The following is a 14,157-nucleotide window of genomic DNA, read 5'->3' as shown; positions in this document are numbered from 1 at the left end:
CGATCCATGCGGACCGCGGTACCACCCTGCATTGCACCGGACCCTTCGACGAGCTCAGGGGCCGATGCCGCTCTCACTGCGGCTGTGACGGGCCTGCCCCGCGCGGTTCTAGTGATTCGGTCCTCGAGCGTGTCGAAGGGCCGGACGTTCTTCCGCGAGCTCCCCGGTGATGGCCGGATCGGTGCTGATCACTCCAGTCTACGCGGTCAGGGCGACGCGCCGGGGCCGAGGCCGGCGGCGTCCAGCAGCTCACGGGTGAACGGATGCCGCGGCGCGGAGAACACGGATGCAACCGGGCCCGCGTCGACGACCCGCCCGTCCTTCATCACCAGCACGTCGTCGGCGATCGCGGCCACCACGTCGAGGTCGTGCGTGACGAAGACCATCGCGAGGTCGCGCTCGGCCTGCAGCGCCCGCAGCCGCTCGAGGATCCGCGCGCGCACGGTCGCATCCAGCGCCGACACCGGCTCGTCGAGCACGAGCAGGTCGGGCGAGACGGCGAGGGCGCGCGCGATGGCGACGCGCTGGCGCTGACCGCCGGACAGCTGGGCGGGGCGCCGTCCGGCGAAGGCGGCTGCGAGCCCCACCTCGTCGAGCAGCGCCAAGACGGTCTGCCGCCGGTCGAAGCGTGCCACCCCCGCCGCGGCCACGGCCTCGGTGAGGGTGCGGCCGACGCTCCATCGCGGGTCGAGCGCGCCCCACGGGTTCTGCTGTACGAGCTGCACACGGCGCCGGTCGGCCCCGCGGGCGATCGACACGCCCCACCGGCGTCCGTCGAAGACGAGCTGCCCCGCGTCGGCCGGGGTCACCCCCACCACCATGCGCGCGAGGGTCGTCTTGCCCGACCCCGACTCCCCGACGACGGCGAGCGTGCGACCGCGACGCACCTCGAACGACACGTCGTCGACGGCGACCCGATCGCCGAACCGCTTGCTCACCCGCGTGGCGGTGAACAGCGCCGCATCGGTGCGCGGGGCCCGAGCGAGCGGCTCGTGCGACACGGCCGTGACGAGTTCGCGGGTCACCGGATGCCGGGGGGATGCCAGCACCTCGGCCGTGACGCCCGTCTCGACCACACGCCCGTCATGCATGACCACGATGCGATCGGCCACCCGCGCGACGGCGCCGAGGTCGTGACTGATGAAGACCACGGCCACGCCGTCGTCGGCGATGCGGCGCACGAGGTCGAGCACGCGAGCCTGCACCGTGGCATCCAGGGCCGTCGTCGGTTCGTCGGCTACGAGCACCGACGGCGTCGCCGCGAGCGCCGAGGCGATGAGCGCGCGCTGGCGCAGTCCCCCGGAGAGCTCGTGCGGGTACTGCCGGGCGCGCAGGTCGGGCTCGGGCAGCGAGACGCGTTCGAGGTTCTCGCGCACGCGTGCGGCGAGGGCTGCGCCGCGGACGGCGGGGTCGTGGATGCGGATGGGCTCGGCGACCTCGGCGCCGATGCGGCGCAGCGGGTCGAGCGAGACGAGCGCGTCCTGCGAGACCAGGGCGATGCGGCGGCCGCGCAGAGCACGCCACTGCCTCTCGGTGGCCGCGCGGGCGTCGACCCCGTCGACCGAGAGGGCGTCGACGGCGCTCGTGAGGCCGTCGGGCACGATGCCGAGCAGAGCCCGTGCGCTGAGCGACTTGCCGGCGCCGGACTCGCCCACGATGGCCACGCACTCCCCCGGCGCGACGTCGAGGTCGAGGCCGTCGACGATGGCACCTGCGGGGCTGGCGATCCGCAGGCCGCGGAGGTGAAGACCCGACGCGGGCGGTGCGTTACGGCGGGCGGCAGCGGCTCCCCCGGCGCGCGGCGGGGTGGCATCCGCGGCCCCCGCCGTCGCACCGGCATCCCTTCCGCTCACGCGCCGTGCGGCGTCGCCGCCGTCGGGCACCCCGGCATCCCGCCCGCTCATGCCCCGCGCTCCTCGGTCCGCGCGCGCAAGGTCCGCCCGACCACGCTCACGCTGACCACCGTCGCGGTGATCGCCAGCCCCGGGAATACGGCGACCCAGGGCGCCTGCAGCAGCAGGTTGCGCCCGGCCGACAGCATGAGCCCCCACTCGGGCGTGGGCTCGGTGGGGCCGAGGCCGAGGAAGCTGAGACCGGCGGCGGCCAGGATGCTGGTGCCCACCCCGATCGTCGCGAGCACGCTCACGGCCCCGAGAACGCCGGGCAGCACATGCCGCACGTGCACGAGTGCCGCGGGCACGCCGCTGATGCGCGCGGCCTCGACGTACTCGGCGGCGGCGAGCGTGCGGGTCTGCGCCCGCGCCAGGCGGATGTACACGGGCACGGCGGCGATCGTCACCGCGAGGGCGACGTTCGTCGGCCCCGGTCCGAGCACCGCCACGACGAGCAGCGCGACGAGGAACTCGGGGAACGCCAGCAGCACGTCGACGATGCGCATCGCGACGGTGTCGACAAGACGGGGGGCGACAGCGGTGAGCGAGCCGGCGACGACCCCGATGACGAGGGCGAGTCCGGTGGCCAGCAGGCCGATCCCGACCGAGCGCCCGGCGCCGAAGACGACGCGCGAGTACACGTCGCGTCCGCTCTGGTCGGTGCCGAACCAGTGCGCCGCGCTCGGCGGCTGCAGCGCCGCGCGCACGTCGGTGAGAAGCGGATCGTGCGTCGCCACCAGCCCCGGAGCGACAGCGGCGAGGGCGATGATCGCGAGCACCGCGCCGGCGACAGAGAGGGCGACCGTGCGGCCGCGTCGGCGCGTCAGGCTGCGCCCGGGGGCGACGCTCACGAGGCCACCGCCGACCGCACCGCAACGTCGTCGACGTCGCCGCAGCCCCGCGTCGCCGCACCCGCCCCGACGACGCTCACGCCGGCACCCCCGCGCGCACGCGCAGCGCCGCCGACGTGCTGCGCAATCGCGGATCGATGAGCGGCACGACGAGGTCGACCAGCGTGTTGACGAGCACGAAGACGAGTGCGCTCAGCATGATCACGCCCGTGATGACCGGCAGGTCGCGGTCGGTGATCGCCGTCAGAGTCACGCGCCCGATCCCGGGTCGCGCGAAGACCGTCTCCACCAGCACTGCGCCGCCCAGCAACGACCCCACCAGGTATGCCGCCAGGGTCACTCCCCCCACGCTGGCGTGGCGCAGCGAGTGGTGCAGGCTCTCGCGCAGCGGTCCCGCCCCGCGGGCGCGCACCGTCAGCAGGAACGGCTCGCGCTCCGCCGCCTCGACCCCGTCGCGCAGCACCTGCGACAGCAGCGCCGCGACCGGCAGGGCGAGGGTCACCGCCGGCAGCACGATCGCGGCGGCATCCCGTGCCCCCGACACCGGGAACCACCCGAGCTGGAACGAGAACACGCTCAGCAGCACCAGGCCCGTCCAGAACACCGGCGACGACAGCACGACGAGTTCGACCCCGGATGCCGCGGCCCGCCCGGTGCGCCCCCGCACGAGCAGAGCGGACGCCAGGGCCAGCAGCACCGCGATCACCAGCGCGAGGGCCGAGAGCTGCAGCGTCGGTCCGAGCTGACGGCCGATGACCTCGGCCACAGGAAGCCGCAGCTGATACGACTCCCCCAGGTCGCCACGTAGCAGCCGCCCGAGGAACGCGCCGTACTGCTCGATCACCGGTCGGTCGAGCCCGAGGTCGGCCCGCATCCCGTCCTTGACCGCGTCGCTCACCTGGGCCTGCGGTCCGAGCATCACCTCGACCGGATCGCCCGGGATGATCCGGAACGCCACGAACGCCAGCGTCGCCGCCCCCCACAGCACCAGGACGACGGATGCCACGACCTGGCCGAGGCGACTCAGCAGAGCGCGAGGGCGGGGTCGTGGCATCCGAGGGTCCGTGCTCAGCCGACCGAGGCGGTGGCGAACAGCGGGCGACCGTACAGGTCGAACGTCAGGCCGGTGACATCGGGGCGCACGGCGCTGATGAGCGAGGGGCTGTACAGCGGCACGATGGCGGCGTGCTCGGCGTTCCACTGCTGCACCTGGGCGTACACGGCGTTGCGCGCGGCCTGGTCGGTGGTCGACGCGCCCTCTTCGAGCAGCGCGTCGACGGCGGGGTCGCTCACCTGCGAGGCGTTCTGGAAGCCGTCGGTCTCGAGGTGACTGCGCAGCAGGTCGGCGTCGACGCCCGAGAAGCCCCAATCGGTGACGTCGAACGTCTTCGGACCGTACTGCTCGTTGTATGCACCGGGCTCGAGCACCTCGCGCTGCAGGTCGAAGCCGACCGCCTTCAGGTCGCTCTGCACGGCGTTGGCGAGGGCGGCGCGGTCGTCGGGCACCGGGGTCCAGGCGATCCAGCGAGCCGTGAGGCGCTGGCCGTCCTTGGTGCGGATGCCGTCGGCATCCCGTCCCGTCCAGCCGGCCTCGTCGAGCAGGGCGTTGGCGGCGGCCGGGTCGACGGGCCACGAGTTCTCGAGGCTCGCGTCGTAGCCGGGGGTGGTGGAACCGAGGATGCTCCACGCGCGGGGGTACTGGCCGAAGAAGATCTCCTGCACCGCGGTGTCGACGTCGATTGCGCGGGTGAACGCCTGGCGCACCTTCTCGTCGGCGAAGACGCCGTACTTCTCGTTGAGGAAGAGCGAGTAGGGCAGGCCCGGGTACTCGAGCGACTCGACCGTGGCGTCGGCGGGCACCTGGCTGACGAGGTTCGGCGGGAGGTTCGTCACGACGTCGGCCTGGCCGCTCGACAGCGCGCCCACGCGCACTGACGCCTCGGGCAGGATGTCGACGCGCAGCGTCTGGAAGCTCGGCTTGCCGGTGCCGTCGGGGCCCCAGGTGTAGTCGTCGTTGCGGGTGTAGACGATGTCCTGGTCGGGCGTGTACTCGGTCAGCTCGAACGGGCCGGTGCCCACGGTGACGCCGGGTCCGCCCGCGGCGAGCTGGTCGGGCGACGACGACAGCACGGCGGGTGAGTAGAAGCCGAGCAGCGCCGTGCTGGCCGCCTGCAGGAACGGTGCGTACGGCTGCGTGAAACGCACGCGCACGGTGTGGTCGTCGACCACGTCGGTGCCGGCGTAGAGCTCGCCGCCGAGCATGGATGCCGCCTGCGCCGACGCCGTCTCGGGGTCGGCGATGCGGTCGAAGTTCGCCTTCACGGCCGCCGCGTTGAACGGCATGTCGTCGTGGAAGGTGACGTCGTCACGAAGCGTGAACAGGTAGCTCGCCCCGCCGTCCTCGACCTCCCACGAGCTCGCGAGCCAGGGCGAGAACGAGCCGTCGGCCTCCTGGAAGACGAGCGAGTCGAGCACGGCGCGCTGCACCATCGCGGTGACGTCGAGCTGACTGGTCTGGGGGTCCATCTTGCCGGCCGAGAGGTTCGCGCCCTCGATCGCCCAGACGATCTCGCCGTCGCCCGCGGCTTCGGGGTCGGAGCCGGCGCACGCCGACAGCGACAGGGCGGCGACCGCGGCGACGGCCACCGTGGAGAGCACGCGGCGGGAAAGCTGTGAAGGCATGACGAAACCTCGAAGTGTTCGGTGGGGAAGCTTCAGCCTACCCGCGTTCCTGGACCGCGTGCGGAAAGTCGGGATTCCCGCGCGCACACGAGCGCCGCCCACCCGTGCACAACCTCCGCGATGTGCACGAACTCCGTTGACATCCGCACCCTGCCGCTGACTTTGTGCACACCACCGACCTTGCGCACGGCGCGGGCTGTGCGCGCCGCAAGCGCCGCACCACCCGTGCACAACCTCCGCGATGTGCACGAACTCCGTTGGCATCCGCACTCTGCCGCTGATTTTGTGCACATCTCTGAACTTGCGCACAGCGCGGTGTGCGCGCGCCGCGAGCGCCGCCCCACCCGTGCACAATCTCCGCGATGTGCACGAACTCCGTCGCCATCCCGCGCCTCCCGCTGACTTCGCGCACACCACCGACCTTGCGCACACCACCGACCTTGCGCGCACCACCGACCTTGCGCACGTCGCCGCACCTCGAAACCCCCGGCTCACCCGTGCGGTTCACGCGCGATGAAGACCTTGCGCCACCGCCTGCATGATCTGCTCCTGCACCTCTGGCCACCGATGCATCACCTGCTCGTAACTCACGCGCATGACGCGGAAACCCAGCAGCATGAGCGCTGCATCGTGTCGGTTGTCCTCCGACCGCTGTCGGCCGACATGGTGACCGCCGTCGATCTGCACCACGAGTCGTTCCCCGATAAGAAAGTCCACGCGGTGCCCCTCGATCCATATCTGCGTCCGAATCGGCAGGCGGAGCCAGCCCAGGCGCGTCACGAAATAGGTCTCCAGCCCGGAGTCCGCCCAGGGCGTCACCTCCTGCGCGAGGCGTCGCGCGACGCCGACCCAGGGAAGTCGCTCCAGCCCGGGCAGGTCGACGAGTCGCTTGTTGAGCGCCGATTCCCACACCGCGCGGGCTTGTTCGTAGGGGCGGCACGCGGCGACGGTCATCAGCACGTTCTCGATGCCGTCTTCGAGAAGATCAGGATGCCGAGGAACGATCGCGCGCTGCCAATGCACGACCGCGGCCGTCGCGGCGATCTTTCCCCGCCCGGGATGGGCGACGTGCGGCTGGGGTGGACGCTCGTGCACCCAGAGTCCGAGTCGTTCCGCGGCCGTGACGCAGGACAGAACGGTTCCGGTCCTCGCCGCCGCGACCAGGTACTCGTCGGCGCCGGGGCTCGCGATCCAGTCGCGCCGCACCCGTGTCACCAGACCGCGTGAAACGGCCTCCGAGACCTGGCGACGCCCGTGGCCTTCCCGTACGAGTCGGGTGGGTCGGGCCACGCCGCCCAGGTCGGCGACACGGTCGGCGACGGCGCGCACGCGATCGATCTGCATGACCACATGCTCCGCGACGGCCGCGCGCGCGAGGACGCATCCCGTCACTTTCGGGGACAAGGTCGGCCTGTGGAGGACGGGTGAGGTCGTGGGCGCACCCGCGCACAACCTCCGCGATGTGCACAGACTCCGTCGGCATCCTGTCCCTCCGGCTGACTTTGTGCACATCACTGACCTTGCGCACGCTCCTCGCCGTGCTCACCGTCCACGCCTTGCGCACGCGGCCCGCTCGCGCCGGCACACAACCTCCGCGATGTCACCGACCTTGCGCACGCTCCTCGTCGTGCTCTCCCTCCACGCCGTGCGCACGCTGCCCGTGCGCGCCCCTGCACCCGCGCACAACCTCCGCGATGTGCACGAACTCCGTCGGCATCCCGCCCCTCCGACTGACTTTGTGCACATCACCGACCTTGCGCACACCCGGGACGCGCCGAACACGACACGCGCGGCGCCCCGCACACACACCCCCCGTGCCCCGGACGCGACGAGCCCGGCCCGATACGATGGATGCCATACCCATCAGGCACGCTCACACAGTGCCGCCCATATCGCTCGAGGAGTACCCCCATGGCCACGATCCCTGACAAGCCCGCCCTGGAAGGCCTCGAGCAGAAGTGGGATGCCGCGTGGAACGAGCGCGGCACGTACGTGTTCGACCGTCTCCGCGCCGCCGAGGCCGGTCGTCAGGGCGTCTACTCGGTCGACACGCCGCCGCCGACGGCATCCGGGAGCCTGCACATCGGACACGTGTTCTCGTTCACGCACACCGACGTGAAGGTGCGCTTCGAGCGCATGCGCGGCAAGACGGTGTTCTACCCGATGGGGTGGGACGACAACGGCCTGCCCACCGAGCGCCGCGTGCAGAACTACTACGGCGTGCGCTGCGACCCCTCGCTCCCGTACGACGCCGACTTCACCCCGCCGTTCGCGGGCGGCGATAACAAGAGCAGCAAGGCCGCCGACCAGGTGCCCATCAGCCGCCGCAACTTCATCGAGCTGTGTGAGCAGCTGACGATCGAAGACGAGAAGCAGTTCGAGGAGCTCTTCCGTGAGCTGGGCCTCAGCGTCGATTGGACGCAGACCTACCGCACGATCTCCGACGACTCGATCCGCACGAGCCAGCTGGCATTCCTGCGCAACATCGAGCGTGGCGAGGCGTACCAGGCGCTCGCGCCGACCCTGTGGGACGTCGACTTCCGCTCGGCGATCGCCCAGGCCGAGCTCGAGGACCGCGACCAGCCCGCCGCGTACCACCGCGTGGGCTTCGCGAAGACCGACGGCTCGGGCGATGTGTTCATCGAGACCACCCGCCCCGAGCTGCTGCCCGCGTGCGTGGCGCTGGTGGCGAACCCCGACGACGAGCGCTATCAGCCGTTGTTCGGCACGACCGTGCGCACCCCGCTGTTCGACGTCGAGGTGCCCGTGCTGGCGCACCCCCTCGCGCAGAAGGACAAGGGCTCGGGCATCGCCATGATCTGCACCTTCGGCGATGTGACCGACATCATCTGGTGGCGCGAGCTGGATCTCCCCAACCGCACGATCATCGGCAAGGACGGGCGGATCGTCACCGACGCCCCCGACGTGATCGTGACGGATGCCGCGAAGGCGGCGTACGCGGAGCTCGCGGGCAAAACCGTCTTCAGCGCCAAGAAGCGCATCGTCGAACTGCTGCAGGAGTCCGGCGCCATGGAGGGCGCGCCCAAGCCCTTCACCCACCCCGTGAAGTTCTTCGAGAAGGGCGACCGGCCGCTCGAGATCGTGTCGACGCGCCAGTGGTACATCCGCAACGGCGCGCGGGATGCCGAACTGCGCGATCGCCTGATCGCGCTGGGTCGCGAGATGTCGTGGCATCCGGACTTCATGCGCGTGCGCTTCGAGAACTGGACCAGCGGCCTCACCGGCGACTGGCTCGTGTCGCGCCAGCGCTTCTTCGGCGTACCGATCCCGGTCTGGTACGCCCTCGATGAGAACGGCGAACGCGACTATGACCGCGTGCTGACGCCCGAGCTCGCTTCGCTCCCCGTCGACCCGACCACCGACGTCCCCCCGGGCTATACCGAGGACCAGCGGGGCGTTCCCGGCGGCTTCGACCCCGAGCGCGACATCCTCGACACGTGGGCGACCTCGTCGCTCACGCCGCAGCTGGCGGGTGGCTGGCAGCGCGACGAGGAGCTGTGGAACCTCGTGTCGCCGTTCGATCTGCGCCCGCAGGGCCAGGACATCATCCGCACCTGGCTCTTCTCGACCATGCTGCGCAGCACCCTCGAAGACGACCGCAGCCCCTGGTCGGATGCCGCGATCTCGGGCTTCATCGTCGACCCCGATCGCAAGAAGATGTCGAAGTCCAAGGGCAACGTGGTCACGCCCGCCGACATCCTCAAGCAGCACGGCTCCGACGCCGTGCGCTACTGGTCGGCGTCCAGCCGGCTCGGCACCGATGCGGCGTTCGACCCGCAGAACCCGACGCAGGTGAAGATCGGCCGGCGCCTGGCGATCAAGCTGCTGAACGCCGCGAAATTCGTGCTGTCGTTCCCCGTGCCCGAGGGCGCCGAGGTCACGCACGCGCTCGATGCGTCGATGCTCGCGACCCTGGATGCCGTCGTGCGCGACGCCACGGCCGCGTTCGAGGCGTACGACCACGCGCGGGCGCTCGAGATCACCGAGTCGTTCTTCTGGACGTTCTGCGACGACTACCTCGAGCTCGTGAAGGAGCGCGCGTACGACCAGACCGATGTCGGCCAGGCGTCGGCGGCCCTCGCGCTGCGCACCGCCCTGTCGACGCTCGTGCGCCTGTTCGCCCCCGTGCTGGCGTTCGCGGCCGAGGAGACCTGGTCGTGGTTTGAAGAGGGATCCGTGCACACCGCCGCGTGGCCCGAGCCGAGCGGTTCCGGGGGCGACCCGGCCGTGCTCACCGCCGTGAGCGCCGCGCTCATCGGCATCCGTCGTGCCAAGACCGAGGCGAAGGCCTCGCAGAAGACGCCCGTGACCTCGCTCACCGTGTCGGGTCCGAACGTCGAGGCGCTGCGCCTCGCCGAGGGCGACCTGCGCGCGGTGGGACGCATCGAGACCATTTCGTTCGTCGAGGCCGACACCGCGGCCGTCACCGACATCGTGTTCGCACCCCAGGAGGACTGATGCAACTCGGAACCCGTTGGACCGCCCGCGAGCAGCCGCCGAAGGCTGTTCCCGAGGCGCTGCACGCCCAGATCGCCGCGGTCGAGGCCGCGCTCACGCCCGACGGCCTGAGCGCGCCCGCACCGCGGTGGACGCTGACCTTCCTCGAGGGTCGCCCCGTCGCCGAACTCGACACCGGGGTCATCGTGACCCAGGATGCCGCCGGCGAGGTCGTCGTGCGATACGACGACGACGCCGAGTTCGCCTGAGCCTCCGCGCTCACGTCCCGAGCCCGTCGACGCCTTCGGGCATCGGCGGGCTCGGTGCGTTTCGGATCCGAGGTGGCTGAGCCTGTCGAAGCCACCGGGCGTCCGCGGGTGGCATGGCGAGGGGGCTGAGCCTGTCGAAGCCACCGGGCGTCGGCGGGTGGCATGGCGAGGGGGCTGAGCCTGTCGAAGCCACCGGGCGTCCGCGGGTGGCATGGCGAGGTGGCTGAGCCTGTTCAAGCCACCGGGTGGATGCGGGTCCCGGGCCCTTCGACAGGCTCAGCGACCTGAGTCAGCGCACGGGTCCCGGTGCCCCGACTCGCTCAGAGACCGCGGCGATCAGCGCGGCGACAGGTAGCGCGCGGCATCCGCTGACATCGCGTGAGACGCGGCGCGACCGGCTCGACGCGCCGGCTCCGCCTCGATGGCCCACGCACGTCGCCGCATACGCTCCTCGGCGAGCCGCGTGATGGTCCGTGACAGCGCCAGCAGCGCCGTTTCGGCACGGGTCGGTCGGACAGGCAGAGCGATGGCCCTCGTCACGGCGCTCATGCGGAGCCCCTCTCGGTCGGAAGCGGGAAGACGTCGTTGCGGATGGTGACCGGACGCACGCCCTCTCCCGTCTGGTCGCGGTAGCGCTGGACGGTCTCGTCGATGAGGGCACCGATGCGGTGTACGAGCTCGCGTGACTGCTCGGCGGTCAGACGCGCGGTCGCGGTGGAGATGACGGACCCCTCGCGCCACTCTCCGTCCTCGTCCCAGCCGTGCGTGGCGAAATGCATGAGCTGCTGGTGACGCAGTGTCAGGGTCTCGGAGTGCACGGCCTCCAGCACGGCGCGTCCCGACGGTGTGTGCTCGAGCTCGGGATTGGTCAGCGTGACGCTGCCGGCCGGACGCTCCCACCAGCGTTCGCGAGCGGTACCGCGACCGGCGACCTCGCGGATGAGGTCGTGACGGGCGAGCGCCCGCAGATGGTAGCTCGTCGCTCCGGTCGACTCCCCCGTCAGATCCGCGAGGCTGCTCGCCGTCTGAGGGCCGTACTGGCTCAGGATGTCGTAGAGCCGCACGCGCAGCGGGTGCGCCAGGGCGCGAAGCGCACCGGCATCCAGAACACGCTCTTCGCGGGGTTTCGACTGTTCGGCCATGAATGCAAAGATACCTTTGCACGACTTTATTTGCAACAACTTCTCTGCACTCCGCGGCCGACTGCGCCTAGGCTGGATGGATGACGGATGCCGTGACCAATCCCCTCCTCGCGCCGCCCTCGCTCCCCTACGACCTGCCGCCCTACGGCAGCATCGCGGTCGAGCACTACCTCCCCGCGTTCCACGAAGCCTTCGCCCGGCAACGCGACGAGATCGACGCCATCACGGCGCAGACGGAGCCCGCGACGTTCGAGAACACGCTCGTCGCGCTCGAGCGCAGCGGAGAGCTGCTGGGGCGTGTGTCGCGCGCGTTCTACACGGTGACGGGTGCCGACGGCACTCCCGAGATCCAGGCGGTCGAAGAGCGACTGGCGCCTCTCATGTCGGCGCACCGCGACGCGATCCAGCTGGACGCCCTGCTCTTCGCCCGCATCGCCGCCGTGCGCGATCAGCTCGACGAGCTGGGCCTGGATGCCGAGAGCCGCTACCTCGTCGAGCGCCATCACCGCGAGATGTCGCTCGCCGGGGCCGGGCTCGACGACGCCCAGAAGCAGCGCCTCACCGACCTCAATCAGCGGCTGTCGGTGTTGACCACCACGTTCGAGAAGAACCTCCTCGCCGATACGAACGACCTCGCCGTGGTCTTCGACACCTCGGCCGAGCTCGACGGCCTCAGCGACGGCGAACTGTCGGCCGCCGCACAAGCCGCCACGACTCGGGGGCTCGACGGCCGCTACGTCGTCTCGTTGACCCTGTACACCGGCCACCCGTATCTCGCCTCGCTCACGAACCGCGAGAGCCGTCGCAGGCTGCTCGAGGCGTCCCGCTCGCGGGCCGCACGCGGCAACGCCCACGACAACCGCGCGGTGCTGCGCGACATCGTGCGCCTGCGTGCCGAGCGCGCCGCCCTTCTCGGCTACCCCTCTCACGCCGCCGCCGTCTTGGCCGACCAGACGGCGGGATCCCCGGATGCCGTGCACGACCTGCTCCGCCGCCTTGCCGCCCCCGCGGCCGCCAACGCCCGCTCCGAGCAGGCGGAACTGCAAAGGATCGCCGATGCCGACGGCATCCGGATCGAGCCGTACGACTGGGCGTTCTACACCGAGAAGGTGCGCGCTGAGCGGTACGACCTCGACCGGGCCGCCCTCCGGCCGTGGTTCGAGGCGGAGCGCGTGCTGCGCGACGGCGTGTTCTTCGCCGCCGAGCAGCTCTACGGCATCACCATCGCCGAGCGCCACGATCTGCAGGGCTATCACCCCGACGTCCGTGTCTTCGAGGTGCACAACGCCGACGGCAGCGAGCTCGGGCTGTTCCTGCTCGACCTGTACACGCGCGACACCAAGCGCGGTGGTGCGTGGATGAACTCGATCGTGACGCAGTCGGCTCTGCGCGGCACCGCGCCCGTCGTGGTCAACAACCTCAACGTGAACAAGCCGGCCCCCGGAACCCCGACGCTGCTGACGCTGGACGAGGTCACCACCCTCTTCCACGAGTTCGGACATGCCCTGCACGGCCTGTTCGCCACCGTGACGTACCCCCACTTCGCCGGGACAGCGGTGTACCGCGACTTCGTCGAGTTCCCGAGCCAGGTGAACGAGATGTGGATCCTCTGGCCCGAGATCCTCTCGCACTACGCCCGCCACATCGACACCGGTGAGCCGCTCCCGGCCGACGTCGTCGAGCGGCTGCACGCGTCCGAGGCGTTCAACCAGGGCTTCGCCACGAGCGAGTACCTCGCGGCATCCTGGATCGACCAGGCGTGGCACGGTCTCACCGTGGACGAGGCATCGACCGACATCGACGTCGCGGCCTTCGAGGCGGCGGCCCTGGCAGACATCGGACTCGACAACCCGGCTGTCCCCACCCGCTACGCGTCGACGTACTTCGCGCACGTGTTCTCGGGCGGCTACAGCGCCGGGTACTACTCCTACATCTGGAGCGAGGTGCTCGACGCCGACACCGTGGAGTGGTTCCGCGAGAACGGCGGCCTCACGCGCGAGAACGGCGATCGATTCCGCCAGCGCCTTCTGGGTGTCGGCGGTTCCGGCGACCCTCTCACCGCCTACCGGGACTTCCGAGGCCGGGATGCCGAGATCCAGCCGCTGCTGAAACGCCGCGGACTCGCGGGTTGAGGCGTCGGGCGCCGGCCGCGCCCCGGCCGGCCTCACAGCGCGTACTTGAATCCGATGTGGGAGGCGGCGAAGCCGAGCCGCGTGTAGAACCGGTGGGCGTCGACGCGCGCGGCGTCCGAGGTCAGCTGCACGAGAGTCGCGCCGGTGGCCGGGGCCGCGACGTGCATCAACCAGCGCATGACGGCGGTGCCGATGCCCCCGGAGCGCACGCTCGACGACACCCGGACCGCCTCGACGAGCAGCCGCGTGGCTCCCTGACGCGCCATACCGGGGATGACGGTCAGCTGCAGCGTGCCGACCAGGGCGCCTTCGGCATCGTCGACGACGAGGAGATCGTTCAGGGGGGCCTGCAGCACGCGACGCAGCGCGCCGGCATAGGCGCCCTCGTCGGCGTCGTCGGCCCGGTCGCCCCGGGCGGCACTGATCGGATCGTCGGAGAGCAGAGCCATCAGGCCCGGCAGATCGTCCGCAACCGCACGCCGCAGCCGAACCTCCCCTGCTCGGCTCGACAGACTGACCGGCAGGGAGAGTTCAGACAACATCCCTCCATCCTGCCCGCTCGGGTGGCTCCCGCGCGGCCGGCTCCCGCGGGTGCGAGCCCGGGGTCAGCGCTCGACACAAGACGCTACGACGAGCGTCGCGAGTGCGGCACCCGGTCCCTCTCGCACGATGAGCCGTGCGCCGCGGAACACGCCCCACAGAAGAGGCGATTCACGCGCAGGTGCTCGCCG

The 14,157-nt window shown here is 71.1% G+C and carries 11 protein-coding genes; 3 read left to right on the top strand and 8 right to left on the bottom strand.

What is annotated here, in order from left to right:
* Window positions 1-206: 206 nt before the first annotated feature.
* From AS029_RS05135 to AS029_RS05115, 5 genes are all read right to left on the bottom strand, one after another.
* Complete coding sequence (locus tag AS029_RS05135) at window positions 207-1,904, bottom strand: dipeptide ABC transporter ATP-binding protein (protein WP_082642151.1); 1,698 nt, start codon at window positions 1,902-1,904, stop codon at window positions 207-209.
* Window positions 1,901-2,743, bottom strand: a complete 843-nt coding sequence (locus tag AS029_RS05130; RefSeq protein ID WP_228375881.1) for an ABC transporter permease — start codon at window positions 2,741-2,743, stop codon at window positions 1,901-1,903. Before AS029_RS05130 ends, AS029_RS05135 begins: the two co-directional genes overlap by 4 nt.
* Window positions 2,744-2,819: 76 nt before the next feature.
* Window positions 2,820-3,797: an ABC transporter permease gene (locus AS029_RS05125; protein ID WP_058231503.1), complete on the bottom strand. Its 978-nt coding sequence runs from the start codon at window positions 3,795-3,797 to the stop codon at window positions 2,820-2,822.
* A gap of 14 nt (window positions 3,798-3,811) precedes the next feature.
* Window positions 3,812-5,425, bottom strand: coding sequence for an ABC transporter substrate-binding protein (locus tag AS029_RS05120; RefSeq protein WP_058231502.1), 1,614 nt, complete (start codon window positions 5,423-5,425; stop codon window positions 3,812-3,814).
* 504 nt (window positions 5,426-5,929) lie between these two features.
* Entirely contained in the window at window positions 5,930-6,754 is an 825-nt protein-coding gene (locus tag AS029_RS05115; protein ID WP_228375880.1) for an endonuclease domain-containing protein, read from the bottom strand.
* A 582-nt stretch (window positions 6,755-7,336) separates the two neighbouring features.
* Here AS029_RS05115 and valS point away from each other — a divergent pair.
* Together valS and AS029_RS05105 are read left to right on the top strand one after the other, a co-directional pair.
* Entirely contained in the window at window positions 7,337-9,904 is a 2,568-nt protein-coding gene (gene valS, locus AS029_RS05110) for a valine--tRNA ligase (RefSeq protein WP_058231501.1), read from the top strand.
* Complete coding sequence (locus AS029_RS05105) at window positions 9,904-10,152, top strand: hypothetical protein (RefSeq protein ID WP_058231500.1); 249 nt, start codon at window positions 9,904-9,906, stop codon at window positions 10,150-10,152. Before valS ends, AS029_RS05105 begins: the two co-directional genes overlap by 1 nt.
* 336 nt (window positions 10,153-10,488) lie before the next feature.
* Here AS029_RS05105 and AS029_RS05100 read toward each other — a convergent pair whose 3' ends face one another.
* Both AS029_RS05100 and AS029_RS05095 read right to left on the bottom strand, forming a co-directional pair.
* Entirely contained in the window at window positions 10,489-10,701 is a 213-nt protein-coding gene (locus AS029_RS05100; protein ID WP_058231499.1) for a hypothetical protein, read from the bottom strand.
* Window positions 10,698-11,294 carry a winged helix-turn-helix domain-containing protein gene (locus AS029_RS05095; protein ID WP_058231498.1) on the bottom strand — a complete coding sequence of 199 codons (597 nt, stop codon included), beginning with the start codon at window positions 11,292-11,294 and terminating at the stop codon, window positions 10,698-10,700. The genes AS029_RS05100 and AS029_RS05095 overlap by 4 nt, the downstream gene beginning before the upstream one ends.
* 80 nt (window positions 11,295-11,374) lie before the next feature.
* On the opposite strand from AS029_RS05095, the gene AS029_RS05090 reads away from it, so the two are divergent.
* On the top strand, window positions 11,375-13,426 hold the full coding sequence (locus tag AS029_RS05090) for a M3 family metallopeptidase (protein WP_058231497.1): 2,052 nt from the start codon (window positions 11,375-11,377) through the stop codon (window positions 13,424-13,426).
* A 32-nt stretch (window positions 13,427-13,458) separates the two neighbouring features.
* Here AS029_RS05090 and AS029_RS05085 read toward each other — a convergent pair whose 3' ends face one another.
* Entirely contained in the window at window positions 13,459-13,968 is a 510-nt protein-coding gene (locus AS029_RS05085; protein ID WP_058231496.1) for a GNAT family N-acetyltransferase, read from the bottom strand.
* Window positions 13,969-14,157: the final 189 nt, after the last annotated feature.

It is taken from the genome of Microbacterium enclense, assembly GCF_001456955.1.
Lineage (GTDB): Bacteria > Actinomycetota > Actinomycetes > Actinomycetales > Microbacteriaceae > Microbacterium > Microbacterium enclense.
The sequence above is the reverse complement of the archived record's forward strand: the minus strand, read 5'-3'. Positions and strand labels throughout refer to the sequence as shown.

What these genes read in the sequence shown, in the direction of transcription:
- AS029_RS05135 (WP_082642151.1), bottom strand. Translation starts at nt 1,904, where the DNA reads ATGAGCGGGCGGGATGCCGGGGTGCCCGACGGCGGCGACGCCGCACGG.
- AS029_RS05125 (WP_058231503.1), bottom strand. Translation starts at nt 3,797, where the DNA reads ATGCCACGACCCCGCCCTCGCGCTCTGCTGAGTCGCCTCGGCCAGGTC.
- AS029_RS05120 (WP_058231502.1), bottom strand. Translation starts at nt 5,425, where the DNA reads ATGCCTTCACAGCTTTCCCGCCGCGTGCTCTCCACGGTGGCCGTCGCC.
- valS (WP_058231501.1), top strand. Translation starts at nt 7,337, where the DNA reads ATGGCCACGATCCCTGACAAGCCCGCCCTGGAAGGCCTCGAGCAGAAG.
- AS029_RS05105 (WP_058231500.1), top strand. Translation starts at nt 9,904, where the DNA reads ATGCAACTCGGAACCCGTTGGACCGCCCGCGAGCAGCCGCCGAAGGCT.
- AS029_RS05100 (WP_058231499.1), bottom strand. Translation starts at nt 10,701, where the DNA reads ATGAGCGCCGTGACGAGGGCCATCGCTCTGCCTGTCCGACCGACCCGT.
- AS029_RS05095 (WP_058231498.1), bottom strand. Translation starts at nt 11,294, where the DNA reads ATGGCCGAACAGTCGAAACCCCGCGAAGAGCGTGTTCTGGATGCCGGT.
- AS029_RS05090 (WP_058231497.1), top strand. Translation starts at nt 11,375, where the DNA reads ATGACGGATGCCGTGACCAATCCCCTCCTCGCGCCGCCCTCGCTCCCC.
- AS029_RS05085 (WP_058231496.1), bottom strand. Translation starts at nt 13,968, where the DNA reads ATGTTGTCTGAACTCTCCCTGCCGGTCAGTCTGTCGAGCCGAGCAGGG.